The sequence below is a fragment of the Azospirillum brasilense genome, from assembly GCF_003349955.1.
GTDB lineage: Bacteria > Pseudomonadota > Alphaproteobacteria > Azospirillales > Azospirillaceae > Azospirillum > Azospirillum brasilense_B.
In genome coordinates this window covers 13,300-36,867 of sequence record NZ_QLKQ01000004.1, presented here as the reverse complement: position 1 = coordinate 36,867, position 23,568 = coordinate 13,300, and the positions used below count along the sequence as shown (strand labels likewise).

Annotated in this window: 21 protein-coding genes and 1 pseudogene; 17 read left to right on the top strand and 5 right to left on the bottom strand. The window is 67.1% G+C overall.

What is annotated here, in order from left to right:
* Positions 1-74 precede the first annotated feature (74 nt).
* The 5 genes from DXK32_RS02875 to DXK32_RS02855 all read left to right on the top strand — a co-directional run bounded on the left by DXK32_RS02875 (position 75) and on the right by DXK32_RS02855 (position 7,222).
* Positions 75-1,073 carry a LysR family transcriptional regulator gene (locus DXK32_RS02875; protein WP_114857145.1) on the top strand — a complete coding sequence of 333 codons (999 nt, stop codon included), beginning with the start codon at positions 75-77 and terminating at the stop codon, positions 1,071-1,073.
* 136 nt (positions 1,074-1,209) lie between these two features.
* A complete protein-coding gene (locus DXK32_RS02870; RefSeq protein WP_114857144.1) occupies positions 1,210-2,061 on the top strand; it encodes an alpha/beta hydrolase in 852 nt (283 codons plus the stop codon).
* Positions 2,062-2,083: 22 nt separating this feature from the next.
* On the top strand, positions 2,084-3,265 hold the full coding sequence (locus DXK32_RS02865; RefSeq protein WP_114857143.1) for an efflux RND transporter periplasmic adaptor subunit: 1,182 nt from the start codon (positions 2,084-2,086) through the stop codon (positions 3,263-3,265).
* Positions 3,266-3,391: 126 nt separating this feature from the next.
* Positions 3,392-6,577 (top strand): efflux RND transporter permease subunit, encoded by a 3,186-nt coding sequence (locus tag DXK32_RS02860; RefSeq protein WP_114857142.1) that lies wholly within the window; start codon positions 3,392-3,394, stop codon positions 6,575-6,577.
* A 189-nt stretch (positions 6,578-6,766) separates the two neighbouring features.
* A complete protein-coding gene (locus DXK32_RS02855; protein ID WP_114857141.1) occupies positions 6,767-7,222 on the top strand; it encodes a hemerythrin domain-containing protein in 456 nt (151 codons plus the stop codon).
* 5 nt (positions 7,223-7,227) lie between these two features.
* Here the strand turns inward: DXK32_RS02855 and DXK32_RS02850 are convergent, their stop codons facing one another.
* Both DXK32_RS02850 and DXK32_RS02845 read right to left on the bottom strand, forming a co-directional pair.
* Entirely contained in the window at positions 7,228-7,482 is a 255-nt protein-coding gene (locus DXK32_RS02850; RefSeq protein WP_247876942.1) for a DUF1858 domain-containing protein, read from the bottom strand.
* A gap of 53 nt (positions 7,483-7,535) precedes the next feature.
* On the bottom strand, positions 7,536-8,261 hold the full coding sequence (locus tag DXK32_RS02845) for a Crp/Fnr family transcriptional regulator (RefSeq protein ID WP_114857140.1): 726 nt from the start codon (positions 8,259-8,261) through the stop codon (positions 7,536-7,538).
* Positions 8,262-8,480: 219 nt separating this feature from the next.
* Between DXK32_RS02845 and DXK32_RS02840 the strand changes: the two genes are divergently transcribed.
* The 5 genes from DXK32_RS02840 (at position 8,481) to DXK32_RS02820 (ending at position 12,166) form a co-directional block, all read left to right on the top strand.
* On the top strand, positions 8,481-8,993 hold the full coding sequence (locus DXK32_RS02840; RefSeq protein WP_114857139.1) for a DUF2249 domain-containing protein: 513 nt from the start codon (positions 8,481-8,483) through the stop codon (positions 8,991-8,993).
* Positions 8,994-9,124: 131 nt separating this feature from the next.
* Positions 9,125-9,772 (top strand): ubiquinone anaerobic biosynthesis accessory factor UbiT, encoded by a 648-nt coding sequence (ubiT, locus tag DXK32_RS02835; RefSeq protein WP_114857138.1) that lies wholly within the window; start codon positions 9,125-9,127, stop codon positions 9,770-9,772.
* A 4-nt stretch (positions 9,773-9,776) separates the two neighbouring features.
* Positions 9,777-10,775: a ubiquinone anaerobic biosynthesis protein UbiU gene (gene ubiU, locus DXK32_RS02830; protein ID WP_114857137.1), complete on the top strand. Its 999-nt coding sequence runs from the start codon at positions 9,777-9,779 to the stop codon at positions 10,773-10,775.
* Positions 10,776-10,787: 12 nt separating this feature from the next.
* Complete coding sequence (gene ubiV, locus DXK32_RS02825; RefSeq protein ID WP_114857136.1) at positions 10,788-11,696, top strand: ubiquinone anaerobic biosynthesis protein UbiV; 909 nt, start codon at positions 10,788-10,790, stop codon at positions 11,694-11,696.
* Between the two features lie 101 nt (positions 11,697-11,797).
* Entirely contained in the window at positions 11,798-12,166 is a 369-nt protein-coding gene (locus DXK32_RS02820) for a c-type cytochrome (protein ID WP_114857135.1), read from the top strand.
* Positions 12,167-12,391: 225 nt separating this feature from the next.
* Here the strand turns inward: DXK32_RS02820 and DXK32_RS02815 are convergent.
* Positions 12,392-12,499: pseudogene (locus tag DXK32_RS02815) on the bottom strand (IS5/IS1182 family transposase); the annotation flags it as partial.
* Between the two features lie 398 nt (positions 12,500-12,897).
* Here DXK32_RS02815 and DXK32_RS02810 point away from each other — a divergent pair.
* The 5 genes from DXK32_RS02810 (at position 12,898) to DXK32_RS02790 (ending at position 18,711) form a co-directional block, all read left to right on the top strand.
* The gene (locus DXK32_RS02810) at positions 12,898-13,281 is read left to right on the top strand and encodes a hypothetical protein (protein WP_162801044.1); all 384 of its coding nucleotides are present in this window, start codon (positions 12,898-12,900) and stop codon (positions 13,279-13,281) included.
* Between the two features lie 837 nt (positions 13,282-14,118).
* Entirely contained in the window at positions 14,119-14,400 is a 282-nt protein-coding gene (locus DXK32_RS02805) for a DUF4212 domain-containing protein (RefSeq protein WP_114857133.1), read from the top strand.
* A gap of 17 nt (positions 14,401-14,417) precedes the next feature.
* Positions 14,418-16,181 carry a sodium:solute symporter family protein gene (locus tag DXK32_RS02800; protein WP_114857132.1) on the top strand — a complete coding sequence of 588 codons (1,764 nt, stop codon included), beginning with the start codon at positions 14,418-14,420 and terminating at the stop codon, positions 16,179-16,181.
* 98 nt (positions 16,182-16,279) lie between these two features.
* Positions 16,280-18,139 (top strand): DUF294 nucleotidyltransferase-like domain-containing protein, encoded by a 1,860-nt coding sequence (locus tag DXK32_RS02795; RefSeq protein WP_114857131.1) that lies wholly within the window; start codon positions 16,280-16,282, stop codon positions 18,137-18,139.
* A gap of 44 nt (positions 18,140-18,183) precedes the next feature.
* Positions 18,184-18,711 (top strand): hypothetical protein, encoded by a 528-nt coding sequence (locus tag DXK32_RS02790; RefSeq protein WP_114857130.1) that lies wholly within the window; start codon positions 18,184-18,186, stop codon positions 18,709-18,711.
* Between the two features lie 125 nt (positions 18,712-18,836).
* Here the strand turns inward: DXK32_RS02790 and DXK32_RS02785 are convergent, their stop codons facing one another.
* A complete protein-coding gene (locus tag DXK32_RS02785; protein WP_114857129.1) occupies positions 18,837-19,709 on the bottom strand; it encodes an AraC family transcriptional regulator in 873 nt (290 codons plus the stop codon).
* A gap of 75 nt (positions 19,710-19,784) precedes the next feature.
* On the opposite strand from DXK32_RS02785, the gene DXK32_RS02780 reads away from it, so the two are divergent.
* Positions 19,785-20,867 carry an alpha/beta hydrolase gene (locus DXK32_RS02780; RefSeq protein ID WP_114857128.1) on the top strand — a complete coding sequence of 361 codons (1,083 nt, stop codon included), beginning with the start codon at positions 19,785-19,787 and terminating at the stop codon, positions 20,865-20,867.
* Positions 20,868-20,894: 27 nt separating this feature from the next.
* Here the strand turns inward: DXK32_RS02780 and DXK32_RS02775 are convergent, their stop codons facing one another.
* Positions 20,895-21,848 carry a LysR family transcriptional regulator gene (locus DXK32_RS02775; RefSeq protein WP_162801043.1) on the bottom strand — a complete coding sequence of 318 codons (954 nt, stop codon included), beginning with the start codon at positions 21,846-21,848 and terminating at the stop codon, positions 20,895-20,897.
* A gap of 206 nt (positions 21,849-22,054) precedes the next feature.
* Here DXK32_RS02775 and DXK32_RS02770 point away from each other — a divergent pair, with 206 nt between their 5' ends.
* Positions 22,055-23,566, top strand: a complete 1,512-nt coding sequence (locus DXK32_RS02770; protein ID WP_162801042.1) for an ABC transporter substrate-binding protein — start codon at positions 22,055-22,057, stop codon at positions 23,564-23,566.
* Positions 23,567-23,568: the final 2 nt, after the last annotated feature.

Genomic DNA, 23,568 nt, shown 5'->3' with positions numbered 1-23,568 from the left:
CTGTGCTTAGATAGGCGCAACCCGGCCCGCTCCGTTCGTGTGCTGGCCGCCCCCACTGCGTCGATGGACCGACCATGGACAAACTGCACGCGATGCGCGTCTTCGTCCGCGTCGTCGAGGTCAACAGCTTCACCAAGGCCGCCGACACGCTGGGCCTGCCGCGCGCCTCGGTGACGACGACCATTCAGAATCTGGAGGCGGCGCTCGGCGTGCGCCTGCTCCAGCGGACGACCCGCAAGCTGAGCCTGACGCTCGACGGCGCCGCCTATCTGGAAGGCGCCACCCGCATCCTCTCCGACCTGGAGGAGATCGAGACCTCCTTCACCAGCGCCCGCAAGACGCCGCGTGGGCGGCTGCGGGTGGACATGCCGGGCTCGGTCGGGCGGCTCATCATCATCCCGACCATCCACGAGTTCCATGCCCGCTATCCCGACATCGAGATCATGATCGGGATGAGCGACCGCCCCATCGACCTGATTCAGGAGGGAGTGGATTGCGTGCTGCGCGTCGGCGATCTGGTGGATTCCAGCCTGATCGCCCGCCGGGTCGGCGCCTTCCGCCCGGTAACCGTCGCCAGCCCGGCCTATCTCGCCCGCCACGGCACGCCCCGGACCATCGAGGAGCTGGAGGGCCACAGCGCCGTCAACTACTTCACGCGCACCGGCAAGATGCACGAGATGAGTTTCGAGCGCGACGGCGTCATCCACGAGGTGAAGCTGAACGGCCCCGTCTCGGTCAACGACGCCGACGCCTACGTCACCTGCGCGCTGGAGGGGCTGGGCATCGGGCAGACCGCCCGCTTCATGGCGCTGCCCCACTTGCGCAGCGGCGCCTTGGTGGAGATCCTCAAGGAGTGGCGCCCGGCCCTGATGCCGATTTCCGCGCTCTACCCGCACAACCGCCATCTGTCGCCCAAGGTCCGCGCCTTCGTCGACTGGGTCGCCGAGCTGTTCGAGGGCTGCCCGCTGATGCAGGGCGAGGAGATCGACGGTTACGAGTGCCCGGAGCGGGAGAAGCCCAAGCCCGCTCCCGCCACCGCGGAGCCGGAGGGCGCCCGTCTCTGCGTGGTGTGAGCCGGGCCTTCTGTGGATCGGATTGTTCATGCGATCCGAATTGTGTTGCCGTTGACCGCGTATTTATTCCGACCAGTCAAACGCCCACACTCCCTCCTGTTGCAATGCGGGAGGGGTGCCGGGGCACCGTCGGATCATGGGCCGCTCGTCGGATCAGTCGAACACACGCAGTACCGGGACGGAGCCGTGCCGGCTTTCGGTCGATGACCGGACCATCGCCGGCCACGCCCAGGACATCCGGCTGCGGCTCTACCGGCCGCTGATCGGGCTGACCGTCCCGGCCCTGCTGTACCTGCACGGCGGCGGCTTCACCTCCGGTTCACTGGAGGAGGCGGAGACCGCCGCCGCCGCCATCGCCGAGAGCGTGCCGGCGCTGGTCGTCTCGGTCGGCTATTCGCTGGCCCCGGCCCACTGCTTCCCCACCGCCGCCCACGACGCCCACCAAGCCGCCCTGTGGACCCTGGCCGAAGCCCGCGACCTGAACATCGCCAAGGACGGGCTGGGCGTCGCCGGGCATGACGCCGGCGGCCATGTCGCCGCCTCGCTGACCTTCCTGGCGCGCGATCAGGGCGCGGTGGACATCCGCGCCCAGGCGCTGCTCGGCCCCATGCTGGACCCCAGCCTGACCCGCGCCGGCGACGCCCAGGCCATGCAGTGCGACGTTCCGGCGACCGCCTACGCCCGTTGCTACCGCGCCTATCTGCCCGAGGCGGCGCAGCGCGTGCACCCCTACGCCGCACCATTGGATTCCCGCCGGCTGGCCGGGCTGCCGCCGACGCTGATCGTCACCGCGCAGAAGGACGTCCTGCGCATCGAGGCGGAGCAATACGCCGCCAACCTGATCGGAGCCGGCGTGCCCACCGAGGTCACCCGCTTCCCCGCCATTTCGCACGCCGCCCTGCCGGGCCATCGCCCGGCGCTGCTGGCGGTCGCCGACTTTTTCCGCCGCCGCCTGTCCTCCGCGGACGGCCGCGGCGTCCCCGTCTGATCCTCCCCAGGAGAGTGGTCCCATGTCGTTGTCTCCTTCGAAGCTCGCCCTCCTTCTCGCCGTCGGCGCCGCGACCGCCGGTGTCGCCGGCGTCGTCTCCACCCAGGGCCACGCCGACGCCCCCGCGGCGGCCACCGCCGCCCCGCCGCCGCCCGAGGTGGATGTCGCGCCGGTCGTCGCCCGCAAGATCACCGACTGGCAGTCCTACTCGGGCCGCCTGGAGGCGGTCGACCGGGTGGAGGTGCGCCCGCAGGTGTCCGGCGCCATCACCGCCGTGCATTTCCGCAACGGCGCGCTGGTGAAGAAGGGGGATCCCCTCTTCACCATCGACCCGCGCCCCCACGTCGCCGAGGTCGCGCGCGCCGAGGCCCAGGTCGCCGCCGCGCAGGCCGCGGTGCGCTTCACCACCGCCGACCTCGACCGCGCCCAGCGGCTGGTGCAGAACAACACCGTCTCGCGCCAGACGCTGGATGAGAAGGAGAACGCCGCCCGCGAGGCCGGCGCCAACCTGAAGGCGGCGCAGGCCGCCCTCGACCTCGCCCGCATCGACCTGGAGCACACCCAGGTCACCGCCCCCATCTCCGGCCGCGTCTCGCGCGCCGAGGTGACGGTGGGCAACGTCGTGGCGTCCGGCGCCTCCGCCGCCCCGCTGACGACGCTGGTCTCGGTCTCGCCGATCTACGCCTCCTTCGACGTCGACGAGCAGACCTACCTGCGCCACATCGCCAACGTGAAGGACGCCGCCGACGTGCCGGTCCAGCTCGGCCTCGCCAACGAGAGCGGCTATTCGCGCGGCGGCACGGTGGAGCATGTGGACAACCGGCTCGATGCCGTGTCCGGCACCATCCGCGTGCGCGCCAAGTTCGACAACCCGGACGGCATGCTGGTGCCCGGCCTCTACGCCCGCGTCAAGGTCGGCGGCAGCACCCCGCACGACGCGCTGATGGTCGAGGACCGCGCCATCAACACCGACCAGGACAAGAAATTCGTCCTGGTGGTCGGCGGCGACGACACCGTGCAGTACCGCGAGATCATCCCCGGCGCCGCGCAGAACGGGCTGCGGGTGGTGAAAAGCGGCCTCGCCGCCGGGGAGCGCATCGTCGTCAACGGCGTCCAGCACGCCCGCCCCGGCGCCCGCATCAGCCCGAAGACCGTGGCGATGGGCAAGCCGGCCGACGCCATCGAGACCGCCGCGAACCAGTAACCGCCCAGCCCCCGCGTCACAGGACACGCCGTCCGTAGCCAACCGTCCTCCGCACCGCGGGGGACGGAGGGGGCCTTGCGTCCAAACTCCACGCCAAACTCCATGCCGCCCGCTGGGAAGGCCATCATGAACATCTCGAAATTCTTCATCGACCGCCCGATCTTCGCGGGCGTGCTGTCGGTGGCGCTGTTCCTGGCGGGAGCGATCTCGCTGTTCCAGCTGCCCATCTCCGAATACCCGGAGGTCGTTCCACCGTCGGTCGTCGTGCGCGCCCAGTTCCCGGGCGCCAACCCTAAGGTCATCGCCGAAACGGTCGCCTCCCCGCTGGAGGAGCAGATCAACGGCGTCGAGAACATGCTGTACATGCAGTCGCAGGCCAACAGCGACGGCAACATGGCGCTGACCGTGACCTTCCGGCTGGGCACCGACCCCGACAAGGCGCAGCAGCTCGTGCAGAACCGGGTGGCGCAGGCGTTGCCGCGCCTGCCGTCCGACGTGCAGCGGCTGGGCGTGACGACGGTCAAAAGCTCGCCCACCCTGACCATGGTCGTGCATCTGCTGTCGCCCAACGACCGCTACGACATGACCTACCTGCGCAACTACGCCATCCTGAACGTCAAGGACCGGCTGAGCCGGATCAGCGGCGTCGGCGAGGTGCAGGTGTGGGGCGCCGGCGACTATTCCATGCGCGTCTGGCTCGACCCCAACAAGGTCGCCCAGCGCGGCCTGACCGCGTCCGACGTGGTGGCGGCGATCCGGGAGCAGAACGTCCAGGTCGCGGCGGGCGTCATCGGCGCCTCCCCCTCCCTGCCCGACACGCCGTTGCAGCTCTCGATCAACGCGCAGGGACGCCTGACGACGCCGGAGGAGTTCGGCGCGATCATCCTGAAGACCGGGGAGCAGGGCGGCGTCACCCTGCTGCGCGACGTCGCCCGCGTCGAGATGGCGGCGGCGCAGTACGGCCTGCGCTCGCTGCTCGACAACAAGCCGGCGGTGGCGCTGGGCATCAACCAGTCGCCGGGCGCCAACGCGCTGGCCATCTCCGACGCCATCCGGGCGACCATGGCCGACCTCAAGGCCGACATGCCGGACGGCGTCGACTACAGCATCGTCTACGACCCGACGCAGTTCGTCCGCTCCAGCATCGACGCGGTGATCCACACGCTGCTGGAAGCCGTCGCCCTGGTCGTGCTGGTGGTCATCGTCTTCCTTCAGACGTGGCGCGCCTCGATCATCCCGCTGCTGGCGGTCCCGGTGTCCATCGTCGGCACCTTCTCGCTGATGCTGGGGCTGGGCTACTCGATCAACGCGCTGTCGCTGTTCGGCATGGTGCTGGCCATCGGCATCGTCGTGGACGACGCCATCGTCGTCGTGGAGAACGTCGAGCGCAACATCGAGAACGGCCTGTCGGCCAAGGAGGCCACCTACCGCGCCATGCGGGAGGTCAGCGGCCCGATCATCGCCATCGCGCTGACGCTGGTCGCCGTCTTCGTCCCGCTGGCGGCCATGAGCGGCCTGACCGGCGAGTTCTACAAGCAGTTCGCGATGACCATCGCGATCTCCACCGTCATCTCTGCCTTCAACTCGCTGACCCTGTCGCCGGCCCTGGCGGCGGTCCTGCTGCGCGGCCACGACCAGCCGCAGGACTGGCTGACCCGCGCCATGAACAAGGTCTTCGGCGGCTTCTTCCGGCTGTTCAACCGGGTCTTCCACCGCGCCTCGACCGGCTACGGCCGCGGCGTCGGCGGGGTGGTGCGGCACAAGGGGCTGATGATGCTGGTCTATGTCGGGCTGCTCGGCGTGACCGTGCTGCTCGGCCGCACCGTGCCGATGGGCTTCGTCCCGGCACAGGACAAGGAATATCTCATCAGCTTCGCCCAGCTTCCCAACGGCGCCTCGCTCGACCGCACGGAGGCGGTGATCCGCGAGATGACCGACATCGCGCTGGCCCGCCCCGGCGTGCAGAGCGCCGTCGCCTTCCCCGGCCTGTCGGTCAACGGCTTCACCAACAGCTCCAGCGCCGGCATCGTCTTCGTCACGCTGAAGCCCTTCGCCGAGCGCAAGGATCCGTCGCTCTCCGCCGCCGCCATCGCCGGTGATCTGCAGAAGCGCTACGCCGGCCTGAAGGAGGCCTTCGTCGCCATCTTCCCGCCACCTCCGGTGATGGGCCTCGGCACGCTGGGCGGCTTCAAGATGCAGATCGAGGACCGCGGCGCGCTGGGCTACGAGGCGCTGAACGCGGCGGTCGGCTCCTTCCTGAAGAAGGCCATGGAAACGCCGGAGCTGGGGCCGGCCTTCTCCAGCTACCAGATCAACGTGCCGCAGCTCGACGTCGATCTCGACCGCGTGAAGGCCAAGCAGCAGGGCGTGCCGATCGGCGAGGTGTTCGACACCATGCAGATCTATCTGGGCTCGCTCTATGTGAACGACTTCAACAGCTTCGGGCGCGTCTACCAGGTCCGCGTCCAGGCCGACGCGCCCTTCCGCGCCGAATCCGCCGACATCGGCCTGCTGAAGACGCGCAACGCCCAGGGCGACATGGTGCCGCTCTCCTCGCTGGTCACCGTCAAGCAGAGCTACGGGCCGGAGATGGTCGTACGTTACAACGGCTACACCGCCGCCGACATCAACGGCGGCCCGGCTCCCGGCTATTCGTCGGGCCAGGCCCAGGCGGCGGCGGAGCGCATCGCCCACGAGACCCTGCCGCGCGGCGTGCGGTTCGAATGGACCGACCTGACCTATCAGGAGATCCTGGCCGGCAACGCGGCGCTGTGGATCTTCCCCATCAGCATCCTGCTCGTCTTCCTGGTGCTGGCCGCCCAGTACGAGAGCCTGACCCTGCCGCTGGCCATCCTGCTGATCGTGCCGATGAGCCTGATGTCGGCGCTGGCCGGCGTGTGGCTGACGGGGGGCGACAACAACGTCTTCACGCAGATCGGCTTCATGGTGCTGGTCGGCCTGTCGGCGAAGAACGCCATCCTGATCGTCGAGTTCGCCCGCGAGCTGGAGCATCAGGGGCGCAGCGTGGTGCAGGCCGCCATCGAGGCCAGCCGGCTGCGGCTGCGGCCCATCCTGATGACCTCCATCGCCTTCATCATGGGCGTGGTGCCGCTGGTCACCTCCACCGGCGCCGGTGCTGAGATGCGCCACGCGATGGGTGTCGCGGTGTTCGCCGGGATGATCGGCGTCACCCTGTTCGGGCTGCTGCTGACGCCGGTCTTCTACGTCCTGCTGCGCACGCTGGTCGGGGCCGGGAAGCCGGCGGCGCTGCCGACCGGCCCGGCGCTCGCCCACGGGCACGGGGACGACTGAGCGTCCCTGAGGAAGCCTTCGCCTCAACCGCGGCGGGGAGCCGGGGCCGAGCGCCCCGCTCCCCGCCGCGTCGTTTCTCCGCCGACCCGTCCCCTGCTTGCGCTGGCACAACGAACGGCGACGCTTCCGCCGGCACTCTCACCGTCACGCACCGCCCATTCGCTGGCGGCCCCGGTTGGAGACCTCGTCATGTCCAGTGCAGCCATCAGCACCACCCTGTACCGCCATCACCACGCCACCGTGGGACAGCTCGTCGACCGGATCGACTCCCTGCTGGCGGCGCCGTCCCCGGTGGCGAACGCCGCCGCTCTCGCCACGGCGGTCCGCGACCTGTTCGGCGTGTTCACCGTCCACCTGTCGCTGGAGGACAGCGCGCTCTACCCGCGCCTGCTGGCCCACCCGACCCCGGCGCTGCGCGCCACGGCGGCGCGCTTCCAGGCCGAAATGGGCAGCCTGCGGGCACGCTTCGACCGCTACCGGGCGAGCTGGCCCGGCCCGCTGGCGGTGTCCAAGGACCCGGAAACCTTCGTCCGCGAGACGCGCGAGGTGGTGACCACCCTCAAGCACCGCATCGCCCGCGAGGACCTGGAGCTGTACGACGTCATCGACCGCGCCGCCCTCGCCGACACGACGGCGAACCGCTGAGCGCGTCACTCCTCCGCCGCGATGGCCTGGGCGAACTCGCCGAGCAGAGCGTCGGCGTCCAGGCCATAGTCGTCCGCCACCTCGGCGATCGTCTGGAAACGCGCCATGGGGCAGCCCGGACAGGCCATCCGGTGCTTGAGGAACACGGGAATGGTCGACGGCCAGCGCTCCAGCACATCCTCGACAAGGTCGGAGGACGAGGGCAAGGCCGCGGTGGCGCGGTGTGATGGCGGGGCGATCATCCCGGCACCGTAGCGCACCGGAACGCGCGTCTCTTTGCGCCGGCGCAAACGGGACGAAGGGTCCGCCCCGGTTATTTCTCCTCCGGCGTCTCCGGCCTGGGCAGATCCTCGGCGATGGCGACCAGGGCGTGCGGCTGGCGGATCGTCACCTGCTGGCGCCCGCCCTCGACGATCCCCTGCCCCTCCCAGCCGCTGAGGATGCGGCTCACCGTGTGCAGCGTGGTCCCGGTCATCTCCGCGATGTCCTGCCGGGACAGCGGAAAGTCGATCTCGACGCCATTCCCGACCCGGCGGCCCGCCTGACGGACCAGACGCAGGAGGGCGTGGGCGACCCGCCGCTCCACCCGTTCGGTGGACAGCTCGCGCAGGCGGGTCTGCACCTCCTGCAGGCGGCGGCCGACGATGTCCAGGGCGTTCAACGCGATGCGGGGATAGCGCTCCATCAGTTCGCCCATGGTGGCGGCGGTCCAGTGGACGCCGACGCAATCGACCATGGCGAGCGCGTCGGCGGGGTAAATGCCGCCCGAGAAGACCGCCGCCGTGCCGAACATCTCCCCCGCACCGATGTAACGCACCACCAGCTGCTGTCCGTCGGCTCCGGTCTGGACGATCTTGACCCGCCCATCGATCAGCGCGTGGCAGAGGGCCGCCCGGTCCCCCTGGGAAAAAATGGTGGTTCCCTTCCCGATCCGCCGGGTGTGGGCGGAGCGGACGATCTCCGCCAGGGCCGCCGCGTCCAGACCGGAAAACAGCCGCAAGCCACGCAGACTGGCGGGATCGGGGGCAAGCGGCGTCATCGGACCATCCTCAAAAGGTCGTGCCCGCCCACCCCTGCGGGCAGCCGTCACGGAAAGGTTGCCTTCCAAGATGACCGCCCGCGCGCCGCGCCGCAACCCGCCTGCGCTCGGCTTGACGCTCGAAGACGGAACTAAGGTAGCAATTTGTCCTGGAACAAAGAGCCTAAAGGACCAGTCCTTTAGGCTTGCCGCCACATCGCAACCCTCCGGACCTCCCCCATGCAGATCGCCGAACAGTCCACCGCGGCCGAGCCGGTCATCGACGTCCAGTCCATTCCGCCCCACCAGCGCCACCCGCTGATTCTCCAGGCCACGCAGGATCTGGCGCCGGGCCGCGGCTTCGTGCTGGTCAACGACCACGACCCGCGCCCACTCTCCCTCCAGATCCAGGCGCTGTTCGGCGATGCGGTGAGCTGGACCTATCTGGAGCGCGGGCCGGAGCGCTGGCGGGTGCGCATCGGGCGGCCCGAGTCCGGCACCGCCCCGGCGACCTCCCTGCGGGTCCTCATCGGGCGCGGCGGGCAGGCGAGCGCAGTCGCCGCCGAGACGCCGCTCGGCGTGGCGGATGGCGGGCTGGTCTGCGAGATCACCGACTGCCCGCCCGGCACGACCACGGAGCAGGTGCTCGACCTGATGCAGGGAGTCATCCCGCCGGCCGGGCAGCTTCACCTGCCCTACGAGCGGCTGGTCGCCCGGCGCTCCGGCTCCTGCTGCGGCGGGATGTGCGGCTGATCGCCCCAGGGGGCGCTTCGGGACCTTGGGCTTGACCGTCATCAAGGATGGTATGACCACCGGGCTGTATTGCCGAAGCCCGGCGGGCTCCGCCCGCCACACGACCATTCCGAAGGGAAGGAGACAGGCGTATGCGCGATCCCGGATTCATGGTTCAGGATCAGGCCCATGAGACGGCCCCGGACCCCCGTGCCCGCGACGTCGAAGTCCAACTGACGCGCGCCGGGCTGGGGGTCGCGCGGCGGCTCGGCGACCGGGCCGGCGGCCTGCTGTTCGACCGGCTGCTGCGGATTCTGGAGGCGCGCCACCCCCGCGCCTTCGCCGCCCTCGGCGAGCTGCCCGACGCCCGCCTGCTCATCGACCCGGTGGACGCGCCCGCCGCCCTGCTGCTCCGCGTCGGCCCCACCCTGGCCCTGCGGGTCTGCGACCGCAGCGCCGAGGCGGAGGCCACGGTGCGCGGCCCCTGCGCGCGGCTCCTCGACCTGCTGGAAGGGCGCATCGACGGCGACGCGCTGTTCTTCCGCCGCGAACTCTCCATCGAGGGCGACACCGCCCTGATCCTGGCGCTCCGCAACACGCTGGACGGCGAGGAGATGGACCTGTTCGGCGACGTCGCCGCCGCGGCCGGCCCGCTGCGGCACGCCCTGCCCGTGGCGCGGCGCAACGCCGGGCGGGCGCTCGACCTGCTCGCCACGGCGCGCCGCTTCGCCCCGCCGCCGCTGCGCTGGGGCATGACCATGCTGGAGCGGCGGCTCACCGGCCCGCGGCAGGGAGCGTGACGGGATGAGTTCCTTCGAGCTGATCTGCCCGGCGGGCAGCCCCGCCGCGCTGCGCGCCGCCGTGGACGCGGGCGCCGACGCCGTCTATCTGGGCTTCCGCGACGAGACCAACGCGCGCAACTTCCCCGGCCTGAACTTCTCGCGGCCGGAGCTGGCCGAGGCCATCGCCTACGCCCACGCGCGGTCCGTCCAGGTCTTCGTCGCCATCAACACCTACCCCCAGGCCGGCAACCTCGCCCCCTGGCAGCGCGCGGTGGACGACGCCGCGCGGCTGAAGGCGGACGCCGTCATCCTCGCCGACCTCGGTTTGCTCGCCTACGCGGCGGAGCACCATCCGGAGCTGCGACTCCACCTGTCCGTCCAGGCGTCGGCTGCCAACGCCGAGGCGATCCGGCTCTACCGCGAGGCCTTCGGCGTGCGGCGGGTCGTGCTGCCCCGCGTGCTGACGGTGCCGGAGATCGCCCGGCTGAACGCCGAGGTCGATGTGGAGACGGAGGTCTTCGTCTTCGGCGGCCTCTGCCCGATGGCGGAGGGGCGCTGCTCGCTGTCCTCCTACGCGACCGGGTTGTCGCCCAACAAGCAGGGCGTCTGCTCCCCGGCCAGCCATGTCCGCTACGAGCCGCGCGGCGAGGCGCTGGCGTCGCGCCTCGGCGGCTTCACCATCAACGTCTTCGGCGCCGGGGAGCCGGCGGGCTACCCGACGCTGTGCAAGGGCCGCTTCGTGCCCGGCGGCGGGACATCCAGCGACCCGGCCTATCTGTTTGAGGAGCCGACCAGCCTCAACGCGCTGGCCCTGCTGCCGGAGCTGAAGGCCGCCAAGGTGTGCGCCCTGAAGATCGAAGGCCGCCAGCGCGGCAAGGCGTACATCGCCGCCGTGGTCGCCGCCTACCGCCGGGCGCTGGACGCGTTCGACCGCGGGCTGCCGGTGCCGGCGCTCGACCTGGAGGCCATGGTCGAGGGCGGGGCCCAGACCACCGGCGCCTACACCCGCGCGTGGCGCTGAGGAGTTGCGTTCATGAAACCCACCCTGACCCTTGGCCCCGTCCTGTTCAACTGGCCGGCGGAGCGCTGGCGCGATTTCTACGCCCGCATCGCCGACGAGGCGCCGGTCGACGCCGTCGTCGTCGGCGAGATCGTCTGCTCCAAGCGCGCGCCCTTCCTCGCCCCGGTCATGGACGAGGTGATCGCCCGTCTGGCCGCCGCCGGGAAGGAGGTCTGGCTCGCCAGCCCGATCCTGGTCGGCAGCGACCGCGAGCGTGCGGCGATGCGCGACCTCCTGGAGAGCGACCTGCTGCCGATCGAGGCCAACGACATGGGCGCGCTGGCCTTGCTGGATGGACGCCGCCACGCCGTCGGCCCCTTCATCAACAGCTACAACGAAGCGACCCTGGCCTGGCTGGCCGGGCGCGGCGCCGTCGCCGTGTCGCTGCCGGCGGAGCTTCCCGCCGCCTCGGTCGCCGTGATGGCGAAGACGGGGGCGGCGCTCGGCCTGTCCATGGAGGTGCAGGTGTTCGGGCGGGCGCCGCTCGCCATCTCCGCCCGCTGCTACCACGCGCGGGCCCACGCACTGCACAAGGACGGCTGCCAGTTCGTCTGCGCCAACGATCCGGATGGCATGCCGGTCAGCACCGTCGACGGCCAGCCCTTCCTGTCGGTCAACGGCACGCAGACGCTGTCGCATGGCTATCTGGCGCTGGCGGCGGAGATCGACCGGCTGCGGGCGATGGGCATCCGGCGCTTCCGCCTGTCGCCGCAGGACCTCGACATGGTCGCCGTCGCCACGGCCTTCCGCGCCGTCCTGGACGGCGCGCGCAGCGGACAGGAGGTGATGGCGGAGCTGCGCGGCATGACCGCCGTCCCGCTGGAGAACGGCTTCTTCCACAACATGGCGGGCGCGGCCTACGCCGACGCCCCGGCCGCCTGAGGCGGCCGCCATCCGACGTCCGTCGGACCGTCGCTTTCGCGCGGCCCGGCTGACCTTTGAGTCCGTTGAAACTTTTGAGTCCGTTGAACGAGGAAACGCTTATGAAGCGCATGTTTGCCCTGCTCGCCTTCGCGCTGGTCGCGTCGGCCCCCGGCCTTGCCGCCGCGCAGGACGCCGATGCCGGTGCAAAGGTGTTCAACCAGTGCAAGGCCTGCCACACCATCGAGGCCGGCGGCCCGAACCGCGTCGGCCCCAACCTGCACGGCGTCGTCGGTCGCAAGGCCGGCTCCGTCGAGACCTACAAATACTCCGACGCCATGAAGAACGCTCCGGCCTGGGACGAGGCGACGCTCGACGCCTATCTGGCGGACCCGAAGAGCGCCGTCCCCGGCAACAAGATGGCCTTCTCCGGGGTGAAGAACGAGCAGGCCCGCAAGGACTTGATCGCCTATCTGAAAAAAAACAGCTGACGAAATCAGCACATGTCCTTGGCGGCTTGACCGCCGTCAAGGATGGGAGGGTACGCAGCGGCTAGGATGACCGCACGATCGTTGATCGATTGCGTCCCGCTGGACGAGTACCCTCCCGTTTTTCTGCCCCCTTCCCAAGCCCATCGGCCCTCCGCCGGTGGGCTTTTTTCCGCATTTCCATATCTTCCGCCAGGAATCCAAGCGGTAGCTTAGGGTCCGGACCCATAGCCCGTAGGCTACGGTTGCCACGATGAGGATTGCTGCCATGAAATTGATGGTGGAACGGTCGTAGCGTGTGGCAATGCGCCGAAAATCGTTGAGGCGCCCGAGCATACTGAACCGCTCCGGGTTTCTCGGAGGCTCCGTTTCCTGAGAGACTGGAGTCAACATGACGAAGCAAGCATCACCCAAACACGCTCCTGAAGTCCGCGAACTTGCGGTTCGGATGGTGTTCGAGCACGAAGGCGAGCATGCCTCGCAGTGGGTGCCCGCCCGCGCACAAAATTCCTGACAGTCCCCGAATTCCAACTCCCAGACAGCGCCCATCTTTTCTGCCGGACCCACGACGGGGTGCGCAACTTTCTGCGTCCGGCGACCCGATGCAATTGACATGTTCCGTCCCCAGCAACGGGGGATCCATGTCCGGGAGCGCTGCTCTGCGCACCCGTTTGGCTTGCAGATAGGACTTGATTTGTTTGCGGGTCCAACGCACAAATTAAGGCATGATGTGTGTGGCAACCCACCTGCTGATCGGAGCCAAGGCCATCGCGATAGCCCTGCTGCTGTCGTTGGTGCCATTGCTGATGCCGGCGCAGGGCGCGCACGCCGAGATACTGCCCATCCCAATGAATGTGCAGTACGATGTCACATCCGCGCATGCGGAGGATTCGGCGGTCGCCAAGGTCGACGACACCCTGCAGGACAGCAGCAGCATCATTCTGGAGATCAGCAACGGGGACCCCGAACAAATCGGCGACGAGGCCGTTCCTCTCGTGGCATCGCCACGACTGATCTTCGCCGATTCCGTCGTGCTGTTCTTCGAGCACGGCGACTGTCCCCATGGGGGCACGACGCCCTGCTGGCGTCCTCCGACACATCTCTCTTTCGCCACGTAACAGCGGTTTCCGCGGCCTAGCCGAAGGCTCGGCCCAACGAGGCTGAAGCAACAGGTGCGCCTCTTTGGCGGACGATTCCGCGCCTTTCCCTGTCTCGTCTCCAAGCCACCACCAACCATCACCCCCGTCGCGTCGAAATACGGCGCACAACGCAACATCGTCACACGAAAAATCGGCACCTCAGCCGAAGCCAAGGTGCCGATCAAGTCTGGCGCACTAGAAAGAAAAACGCCACATCGCGCCCGTCAGCAATATCGGGAAGCATAATCCAGCCGAACAAGGCTTCATAGACTATTTCTCACGTACAATTTCGTTATAGGCGAGAATAGACTCTTCAGCGTGCTTGGCGTTTTGCGTAACGATATTTTGACAACGCTACGTGACAAAAATCATTGTATTTCTTCCGTTGCAGTGAGTCAACGTAATTGTTTAGTCAATAAATTCCTTTACTGTATCGGAAAGCACAAATGATAATGCTATTTGTTTTTGCATTTACGACAAGCTTAAACTGAAAATGAAAGGAAACATATGGAAGTTTTCCTATTCATATAGAGGGATAATAACGCCTGCGAGAGACGTTTTATATTTCGAAAGATGTGCGGAAGTGTTTTTTACTTCCGCAATGCAGACTGTATTGCCCTCAGATTAGTTATCATAAATCTTCTGAATGGCGCTTATTTGTTTGACGTTGTTTACGTTTTACTAGACCGCCTCACAAAAAGGCGATATGACGACAAGGAAGCAGGTCACGCGAGTGCCCGCCGTGGAATGCCGCTCCCAGCCCCCTCGCGAATGGCCATGCGCCATAAAATATCAAAATATAGGGGAATCGTACTCATGACAGCGAACAGTGCAGATTCAGCGCGGGCGACACAACGCAACAGCTACTGGCAGGCATCGCTGCGCCTCATCATGCTCTGCCTGGTGATATGGTTTGTTGTTTCCTATGGATTCGGCATTCTTCTCGTCGATCAACTGAACGCCATCAATCTCGGCGGCTTCAAGCTTGGCTTCTGGTTCGCGCAGCAGGGCTCAATCTATGTCTTCGTCGCCCTGATTTTCTTCTATGCGATGCGAATGAACGTCATCGACCGTCAACACGGCGTTCACGAAGACTGAGCGAAGGGGCAACGGGAATGGACCTCAAGACACTCACCTACCTCGTCGTCGGTGCCAGCTTCGCGCTGTACTTCGGGATCGCCCTCTACACCACGGCGCGCAGCACGGGCGACTTCTATGTAGCCGGCAAGGGCGTGCATCCGGTCGTCAACGGCATGGCCACGGCCGCCGACTGGATGAGCGCCGCCTCCTTCATCTCCATGGCCGGCCTGATCGCCTTCCTGGGCTATGGCGGCTCGGTCTACCTGATGGGCTGGACCGGCGGCTACGTGCTGCTCGCCATGCTGCTGGCTCCGTACCTGCGCAAGTACGGCAAGTTCACCGTGCCGGAGTTCATCGGCGACCGTTACTATTCCAAGGCCGCCCGACTGGTGGCGGTGGTCTGCCTGATCTTCATCTCCTTCACCTACGTCGCCGGCCAGATGCGCGGCGTCGGCATCGTGTTCTCGCGCTTCATGGAAGTGAGCGTCGAAACCGGCCTGATCGTCGGCATGGGCATCGTGTTCGTCTACGCGGTGCTGGGCGGCATGAAGGGGATCACCTACACCCAGGTGGCCCAGTACGTCGTTCTGATCTCCGCCTACACGGTGCCGGCGGTCTTCATCGCCTTCAACCTCACCGGCAACCCGGTGCCGCAGGTCGCGATGGGCTCGGAGTTGACCTCGGGCGGGTACATGCTCGACCGGCTGAACACCCTGGTGACCGACCTGGGCTTCGCGGCTTATACCGACGGCAACAAGACGACCATAGACATTTTCTGCATCACGTTGGTGCTGATGGCGGGCACCGCCGGCCTGCCGCACGTGATCGTGCGTTTCTTCACCGTGCCGAAGGTGCGCGACGCCCGCTCGTCGACCGGCTGGGCTCTGGTCTTCATCGCGCTCCTCTACACCGTGGCTCCGGCGGTCGGCGCCATGGCCCGCTACAACCTGACCACCACGATCCAGAACGGCGACGTCGGCGTCGCCACCGCGAACCTCGAGTACGAACAGCGCCCAGAGTGGTTCAAGCGCTGGGAGAAGACCGGCCTGCTGGCGTTCCAGGACAAGAACGGCGACGGCCGCATCCAGTATTACAACGACAAGAATCCGCAGTTCGTCGAAAAGGCGTCGGCTTGGGGCTGGAAGGGCAACGAGCTGACCGTCAACAACGACATCATGGTGCTCGCCAACCCGGAGATCGCCAACCTGCCGAACTGGGTGATCGCGCTCGTGGCCGCGGGCGGCATCGCCGCGGCGCTCTCCACGGCCGCGGGGCTGCTGCTCGTCATCTCGTCCTCGATCTCGCACGATCTGATGAAGGGGGCGCTCACCCCGAACATCACGGAGAAACAGGAATTGACGGCGGGCCGGTTGGCCGCGGCGGTCGCCATCCTGATCGCCGGCTACCTCGGCTGGAATCCACCGGCCTTCGTGGCCCAGGTGGTGGCGTTCGCCTTCGGTCTGGCCGCGGCATCGCTGTTCCCGGCGATCCTGATGGGCATCTTCTCGCGGACGGTCACCCGCGAGGGCGCGATCGCCGGCATGCTGACCGGCCTCATCTTCACGATGGGCTACATCCTGTACTTCAAGGGCATCTTCATCGCGCCGCTCGCCGCCGACGTTCCGGCCAACTGGATGCTCGGCATCTCTCCGGAGGGCATCGGCTCGGTGGGCATGCTTCTGAACTTCCTGGTGGCCTTCGCCGTCAGCAAGATGACGGCGGCCCCGCCGCGCGACGTGCAGGAACTGATCGAGACCATCCGGTTGCCGGCCGGCGCCGGAAGCGCTCACAGCCACTGACACGGCTGGATCAGATGACCAAGTGAGGAGAGCGGACCCCGCGGCACGCGCGGGGTCCGCTCTCCCCTTTTCTCCCGCCAGCGCTGCGGAGCCCCGCCGTGAACGCCGAACCGAGCAACTTCCACGACTTCCTGGGGCGGCACCATCCGTTCGACCTGTTGCCGCCCGACGCCCTGGCCGAGGTCAGCGGCGACCTGGCCGTCCACGACGTGCCGCGCGGCACGGTCGTCATGACGCCGGGTGAGCCGGCGAACACCCTTTACATCGTCTGTTTCGGCGCCGTGGAAACCCGCAGCCCGGACGGCGATTTGCTCGCCCGGCTGGGCGAGGGCGAATGCTTCGGCGTGCGCGCGATCCTGCGGGGCGGCATCGCCGTCAACCGCACCGAGACCATCGAAGACACGCGGCTTCTGCTGATGCCGTCGGAGATGTTCGACCGGCTGCGCCGCAACCACCTTCCCTTCGCCTATCACTTCGCCGCGTTCGCGGGCGGCCGTTTTCAAGACGTTGTGGATGGGACCCCGAGCGCGCGGGGCTCCGATCTTTTCAACAAGCGCGTCGGGGCCCTGTTGACCCGCGATCCGGTCACGGTTCCGACGGACACCCCGATCCGTGATGCGGCGCTGATCATGCGCACCGAGCGGGTGTCCTGCGTGTTGATCACCAATGGTGGCGCGCTGGTCGGCATCCTTACCGATCGTGACCTGCGGAACCGCGTCGTCGCCGAAGGGCTGTCCATCGACGCGCCGGTGGACCGGGTGATGACCCGTGATCCGCTGCGCATGCCGGTGACGGATTACGCGCTCGATGCGCTGATGCTGATGTCGCGCCACAACATCCACCATGTGCCGGTGATGCGGGACGGTGCCGTGGCGGGCTGTCTGACCGCGACGTCGGTGGTGGAGAGTCACACGGCCTCGCCCGTCTTCATGGCCCAGAACATCCACAACGCCGAATCGCCCCAGCGGGTGCAGGAGGCCATGCAGCGCCTGCCGGATCTGGTCCACCAGTTGACGGAGTCCGGCGCCACGGCGCACAGCATCGGACACATCGTGTCGGCGTTGACCGACGCCGTCACAGTCCGCCTGCTCGGCCTTGTGGAGGAAAGCCTCGGCCCGCCCCCGGTCCCCTATGCCTGGCTGGCCGCCGGGTCGCAGGCCCGCCGGGAGCAGACGGCGCTGTCCGACCAGGACAATTGCCTGCTCCTGCACGACAGCTACGACGAACAGGAACACGGCTCCTACTTCAAGGCGCTCGCCGACGCCGTCTGCCATGGGTTGAACGCTTGCGGCTACGTCTATTGCCCGGGCGGGATGATGGCGATGAACCCGCAGTGGCGCAAACCGCTGTCGGTCTGGAAGAGCTGCTTCCGCCGTTGGATCGAAGAGCCGGAACCCAAGGCGCTGATGCTGTCCTGCGTCTTCTTTGACCTGCGGCACGTTCACGGTGATCCGGGATTGTTGAATGAACTGCACGATTTTGTCCTGGAAAAGACCAGGTCCAACCGGATCTTCCAGACTTACATGGCGGGAAACGCGGTTTCGCGGCACCCGCCCATCGGATTCTTCCGCAACCTCGTGCTGATCCATGGCGGCGAACACGACCGGACACTCGACCTGAAGCACAATGGCGTGGTACCGATCGTCGACATCGCGCGGCTCTACGCCCTGGCCGCCGGAAGCCCGGCCGTCAACACCGCCGAGCGGTTGCAGGCGGCGGCAGCGGCACGGACGCTCAACCAGAAGACCGCCGCGGACTTGGTCGGTGCGTTGGAGTTCATTGGCATCACGCGTCTGCGTCATCAAGCGCGGATGGCGCGCGAGGGCAAGGCGACGGACAATTTCCTCTCTCCCACAGAGTTGTCAGGTTTCGAAAAAGGCCATTTGAAAAGCGCTTTCTTCGTGGTCAAGACAATGCAGACCGCGATGGCGTCGACCTATCAACTGGGACGCTTCTAGCGGCGGGCTTTCCTTGCAGATCATTGGTTGCTTCGGGTGGATTCATGCTTTTTGAAATCATCATCGTCGTCTGCGCGGCCTTCGCCCTGAGCGGCGTGGTGCTGATCCTGTCGCGGCTGCTCCGCGTGCGGCTGCCCAAGGCCGTGATTCCGATCGTGGCGGCCATCGGCATCGTGGCCGCCACCGCATGGCTTCGCCACAGTTGGGCCGACCGCGTCGCCTCGTCCCTGCCCGAAGGGTTGAGCGTCATCGCGGCGGTTCCCTACAGCAGCGTGCTGGAGCCCTGGACGCTCATCCGGCCCCGCACCGGTGGTCTGATGGTCTTGGATGGGCGGGAAACCATGCGTCGTCCCGATCACCCCGATCTGGCGATGGTGTCCATCCTGTTGGTGGAGCCCAACGCGGAAACGATCAAGAGCCGGCACATCGTCGACTGCGCCAAGCGTCGCCGTGCGCCGGTCACCGCCGACACGACCTTTGGCGAGGATGGGCTGCCGAAGCCGGAGGCCTGGCTATCCGACGGGGAACCCAAGGCATTGTACGGCGAGGTTTGCAAAACGCTCCCAGGATGAGCGAGCCTGAGACCATGTTTGCAGCCGAGGCATCCCAGCCGGCGCGGAGCGGTATGCTGCTTTCAGCTGAACAGGGTGGTGTGGCGGCGAAACGGTCTGGTCATCACCGGTCGGCGGCCCCGCCGTCATCCGAAGCTCTCGTCAAGCAATCGATAGAACCAGAACGCCTCGTGGGTGGCCATGAGTCCATTCAACCGTCCCGGGGACAGTCCGGTGAGGCGGCGGACCTCCCGTCCCATGTGCGACTGGTCGGCGAAACCCAGTTCACCGGCGAGCCCCGCCAGGTCGAGCTCGCCACCCTCCCGATCCTGCGCCGCGCGGACGGCCACCTCCTCGACCCGGGCGAAGAGCTGCAAGTCCCGGTGGCTCAGGCCGGTCCATCCCTTGATGCGGCGCTGGACTTGCCGCACCCCCCGGCCCGTCCTCGACAGCGTCGCCTTCAGCGCCAGCGAGCGCAGCCAGTCCCTCATCAGCGGGGTCCGTCCGGTTTTGCATGGGCGCGGGCCCGACCACAGCAGCTCGAGCCGGTCCTCCAGGCGATGGAACGCCGCCGTTCCCCCCTCGGACGTGAGGAGGGCTTGGCAGGCGGCCAGCAGCGGGCCGGAGACCAGCTCCTCCAGCGGCAGGATCCGATCGACAAGGGAGGCGGTGTCGATTCCACTGAGCCGGCCCAAGGCGTCGGGATAGAAGGCGACCGACAGGGCGTGGACCGGTCCCGGCGACCAGCTCGCCACGGGATGGCGCTGCGGCCCGGACAGAACCAGCCGCGGCAACGGCGGGCCGAGGATCGGGCGCCCATCGGCCCTGCGCTCCTCCACCATGTGGAGCGCGCCGTCGAAGATCCACGAGATCATCGACATCGGAGTGGCCGGGTAATGGTTGAACCGCTGCTCGTCCGACAGCGCCACCCCGCGCGTGTCGCGCTCCACGCCGACGAACACGCAGGCGGCGAGGGCCGGGCGCGGCGGCAGCAGGCGGGCGGAGGCGGCGGACGGCATCGCGGGTGTCGCTTCCGTTCTATACGGCCGGGCGGGCTCCGGGACAATCTGGCCATCTAATCATCGGAGCCGAGCATGGCCAAGACCAAATTCCAGGGGCGCTTGCGTCACAGAGCCCGCAGCCTCGCCACCATCTCCCTCATCTCGGCCAGCGTGCTGGCCCGTCGCGCCGTCGGCAGGCCGTTGGTTCCGCAGTGGGGCGCTCTGTTCGAGATCGGCAATCTGTTCTGGCGCGCTCAGTTCGACCATGCCTTCGCGCTCAGGGACATCGCCGAAGCCCGCGCCTATTTCGACAGCCTGGTTACCGTCCTGGGCAGTTCCCCCGAGGTCGACATCCGGCCCTCCCTCCCCGGCGAACCGCGCGGCGACTGGTTCATCCCGCGCACCCGCAAGGGCGAGGCCACCCTGCTCCACTTCCATGGCGGCGGGTACACGTTCTACGCCGCCGTGACGCGGCAGCTCATCGCCATGCTGGCCGACACGCTGGGGCTCCCCATCTTCGCCCCGGACTACCGCCTGACGCCCGAGCATCCCCACCCCGCGCAGATCGAGGACGCGCTGACCGCCTACCGCTTCCTGCTCGCGCAAGGCGTCGACCCGTCCCGCCTCGTCGTCTGCGGGGATTCCGCGGGTGGCCATCTCATGCTGATGACACTGATCGAACTGCGGAAGGCGGGACTGCCGCAGCCGGCGATCGGCATCGGCCTCAGCCCGTGGACCGATGTCGGGCAGCGCGGCGCCAGCCAGTTCGGCAACGACCGCTACGACCTCGTGCAAGGCTACATGACGCTGCAATTCGCGGCCTGGCTCAAGGGCGGGGGCGGCTTCGGCGACGCGGAACTCTCCCCCATCGACCAGGACCTGCGGGGACTGGCGCCGCTCTACCTCCAGGCCGGCGGCAAGGAGATCCTGGTCGACATGATCCGCGACTTCGCCCGGACCGCCCGGACCCAGGACGCGCCGGTGCGGCTGGACGTCTGGGAGCATATGACGCACGAGTTCCAGGCCTACGGGCAGGAACTCCCCGAAAGCCGGGAAGCGGTGAAGCGTCTGGAGGAGGCGATCCGGTGGGCCGTCGCGCCGGCCGGGGAAGAGACCGGATTTCCGTCCACGCCGCGAACCGAGATCGACGCCCTGCGCAAAGGGAGACGCCGATGAGCCGGTGCTGGGATGCCTATGTCTGCGTCAGCGCACCAGAACATGGCACTCGAAGGAGTGCAGCCGTCCCCCTTTGCCGATCTTCGCCACGTCCTTCCCGACCTCTGCGCACAACCACTCACGCACATCTCCCGCAACACCACCCACCGGCGTTTGATCGCCAAGTATGAAGTTGAATGTCGCGCGCGTGTTGAGACCTTTGTCCGACGCCGCCAGAAGTGAGCGGTAGCGAAGCAATCGGGACGTCACCGACAGCCATCCCAGGACGATCCCTTGCCCGTTCAAGGCCGACTGAAGTGCCACCGAATAATCGGAGAAAACCATCGTCTTGTGGTTCGGAGGCAATTCCATGCCAGCGAGGCGGGCGAACGTATCCCAGTCGCACCAGTGATCGCTGAGGGTGATCAAGGTGTGCGTCCGGTTGCGCCGCGGCTGGTCGAGCGTCCCCATGCGCTTTATGTAGTCCAACGCGGCCACCGGCTGGATGATCTCATCCAGGAAGTGGCTCTCTGGAGGAGCCTTGGCCGTTTCTGGAAAGCGGCGCAAGCCCAGATCGGCCCGAACCGGACTCTGCCCGACACCTCCGGCGATCAGCTCGAAGCGGAGGTCCACGTCGGGGAACGCCAGCCGGAAGTCGAACAGCCGCGGAATCAGCCAATGCGCGGCCATCGATGAAGAGATGGACAAGAGCACCGGCTTCCGCCCGCTCTCCTTGTCCTTCCACGACGCAATCAGTTTTTCGATGGCGTCGAAGCTGCTGGACATCAACCCGCTCAGCTCGGCGCCGCGCGTGGTCAGACGCACGCGCGGCCCTGACCGCAAGAACAGCTTCACACCGATGGCCTCTTCCAGGGACGCCACAGCCCGGCTGACAGCAGGCTGGCTAATTCCCAATTCTTCCGCAGCGCGCGAAAAATTCCGGTGCCGCGCAGCCGCCTCAAAAGCCAGAAAGAGGTTCGTCGGCGGCAAAATCCTCTTCATATCATGCGCCTTGGTTATGATTACCCCCATGCCGCCGGTATACAGCACCCCGCCAAAGCAAACAAATCATTTATTATCAGTCTGTTGCGAACCCGCTTCCCACGCTTGTCGCCGTGCTCCATACACGGAGGAAGTAACAGGGAGAGCAGAGAATGAATTTTTCAAAAATCAGCCGGCGTGATTTCCACACCTTGTTCGGAACCGCCATGGGGACAGCCGTGCTCGGGGGGATTCCCGTCATCGCCCAGGCGGCCGGGACAACGAACAGCCCCTCCGCGATGGCGCCGAAGAAGGGTGGCCGCGTCCGGCTGGCCCTTGCCCAGCAGAGCACCAACGATACCTTCGACAGCGCGCGTTTCACCAACGCCAACGACTACATCCGCGGGTCCGCCGTCTTCAACACGCTGACCCGCGTCGATGGCTCGGGCCAGGCGCAACCGGAACTGGCCCTGTCCTGGGAAGCCAACCCGTCGGCCACCGAATGGCGCTTCAAGATCCGCAAAGGCGTGGAATTCAGCGATGGCCAGCCCCTGTCGCTTCAGGACATCGCGTTCTCCATCATGCGCCACAAGAACGAAGCCAAGGCCTCGTCGGCGAAGCCCCTGGTGGCCAACATCGCCGCGGTGACCACGGAAGGTGACGACACCATTCTGGTCCGCCTGGCTGAGGCGGACGTCGAGTTGCCCGTTCTGCTCGGCCTGCTGCAGTTCTGCGTGGTGAAGGACGGCACGGAGGACTTTTCCAAGCCGGTCGGCACGGGTCCCTTCGTCATGGCGGAGTTTCAGCCCGGCATTCGCACCGTGCTGACTCGCAACACCAATTTCTGGAAGGACGGCCAGCCTTATCTGGACGAGATCGAGATGATCTCGATCACCGACGCCAACGCGCGGGTCAGCGCCTTGCTGTCCGGCGACATCGACATGGCCGCGGACCTGAAAGGCGCGGGCATCGATCAGGTCGCGGCGAACCCGTCCACGAAGATCTTCGAGACGCCGAGCACCCGCTACGCCGGCTATCAGTTCGACGCCGCCACCAACGTCGACCCGAACCTCGGGTTGGCCATCGCCAACATGTTCGACCGCCCGAAGATCGTCGAAACCGTGCTCAAGGGCCACGGCTCCGTCGCCAACGACCATCCGGTCGGCAAGATGAGCCCCTATTACAACGCCAACCTGCCACAGCGCGGACTGGACCTCGACAAAGCCAAGCATTACCTGAAGAAATCGGGAATCGGGCGGACCCCGCTCGAACTCTCGGTCAGCGACGGCGTGGTCTACAGCGTCGAAATCGCCCAGCTTCTGCAGCGCTCCGCCGCCCAGGCGGGCCTCAACCTGACCTTGCGCCGCGAGCCGTCGGAGAGCTACTGGACCGCCGTCGCCGGCAAGCGCCGCTTCTTCGCAACCAACTTCTTCCCCCGTCCGACGCCGCATCTGCTGCTCAACGTGACCTGGAAGAGCGGCTCGCAGTGGAACTTCTCCCACTACGGCAACCCGCGCCTGGACTCCCTCATCGACGGTGTCCGGGCCACCCTGGATGTGGACAAGCGCATCGCCATGTACCATGAGATCCAGGAGATCCTGCACAACTGCGGTGCGGTGACGATGCCGGTCTTCCTGAGCTATCTCGACGGTGTCTCAAGCCGCATCCAGGGGCTTACGCCCAACCAGATCGGAAACTTCTCCGGCTTCCGGTTCTCCGATCAGGTCTGGCTTTCGTAAGC

Excerpts from the sequence above, each read along its gene's own strand:
- ubiT (WP_114857138.1), top strand. The coding sequence starts at position 9,125 with ATGCGCGATCCCGGATTCATGGTTCAGGATCAGGCCCATGAGACGGCC.
- DXK32_RS02770 (WP_162801042.1), top strand. The coding sequence starts at position 22,055 with ATGGGGACAGCCGTGCTCGGGGGGATTCCCGTCATCGCCCAGGCGGCC.
- DXK32_RS02820 (WP_114857135.1), top strand. The coding sequence starts at position 11,798 with ATGAAGCGCATGTTTGCCCTGCTCGCCTTCGCGCTGGTCGCGTCGGCC.
- DXK32_RS02875 (WP_114857145.1), top strand. The coding sequence starts at position 75 with ATGGACAAACTGCACGCGATGCGCGTCTTCGTCCGCGTCGTCGAGGTC.
- DXK32_RS02780 (WP_114857128.1), top strand. The coding sequence starts at position 19,785 with ATGGCCAAGACCAAATTCCAGGGGCGCTTGCGTCACAGAGCCCGCAGC.
- DXK32_RS02845 (WP_114857140.1), bottom strand. The coding sequence starts at position 8,261 with ATGACGCCGCTTGCCCCCGATCCCGCCAGTCTGCGTGGCTTGCGGCTG.
- DXK32_RS02790 (WP_114857130.1), top strand. The coding sequence starts at position 18,184 with ATGCTTTTTGAAATCATCATCGTCGTCTGCGCGGCCTTCGCCCTGAGC.
- DXK32_RS02800 (WP_114857132.1), top strand. The coding sequence starts at position 14,418 with ATGGACCTCAAGACACTCACCTACCTCGTCGTCGGTGCCAGCTTCGCG.
- DXK32_RS02860 (WP_114857142.1), top strand. The coding sequence starts at position 3,392 with ATGAACATCTCGAAATTCTTCATCGACCGCCCGATCTTCGCGGGCGTG.
- DXK32_RS02855 (WP_114857141.1), top strand. The coding sequence starts at position 6,767 with ATGTCCAGTGCAGCCATCAGCACCACCCTGTACCGCCATCACCACGCC.
- DXK32_RS02775 (WP_162801043.1), bottom strand. The coding sequence starts at position 21,848 with ATGAAGAGGATTTTGCCGCCGACGAACCTCTTTCTGGCTTTTGAGGCG.
- DXK32_RS02865 (WP_114857143.1), top strand. The coding sequence starts at position 2,084 with ATGTCGTTGTCTCCTTCGAAGCTCGCCCTCCTTCTCGCCGTCGGCGCC.
- DXK32_RS02840 (WP_114857139.1), top strand. The coding sequence starts at position 8,481 with ATGCAGATCGCCGAACAGTCCACCGCGGCCGAGCCGGTCATCGACGTC.
- ubiV (WP_114857136.1), top strand. The coding sequence starts at position 10,788 with ATGAAACCCACCCTGACCCTTGGCCCCGTCCTGTTCAACTGGCCGGCG.
- ubiU (WP_114857137.1), top strand. The coding sequence starts at position 9,777 with ATGAGTTCCTTCGAGCTGATCTGCCCGGCGGGCAGCCCCGCCGCGCTG.
- DXK32_RS02805 (WP_114857133.1), top strand. The coding sequence starts at position 14,119 with ATGACAGCGAACAGTGCAGATTCAGCGCGGGCGACACAACGCAACAGC.
- DXK32_RS02870 (WP_114857144.1), top strand. The coding sequence starts at position 1,210 with ATGGGCCGCTCGTCGGATCAGTCGAACACACGCAGTACCGGGACGGAG.
- DXK32_RS02785 (WP_114857129.1), bottom strand. The coding sequence starts at position 19,709 with ATGCCGTCCGCCGCCTCCGCCCGCCTGCTGCCGCCGCGCCCGGCCCTC.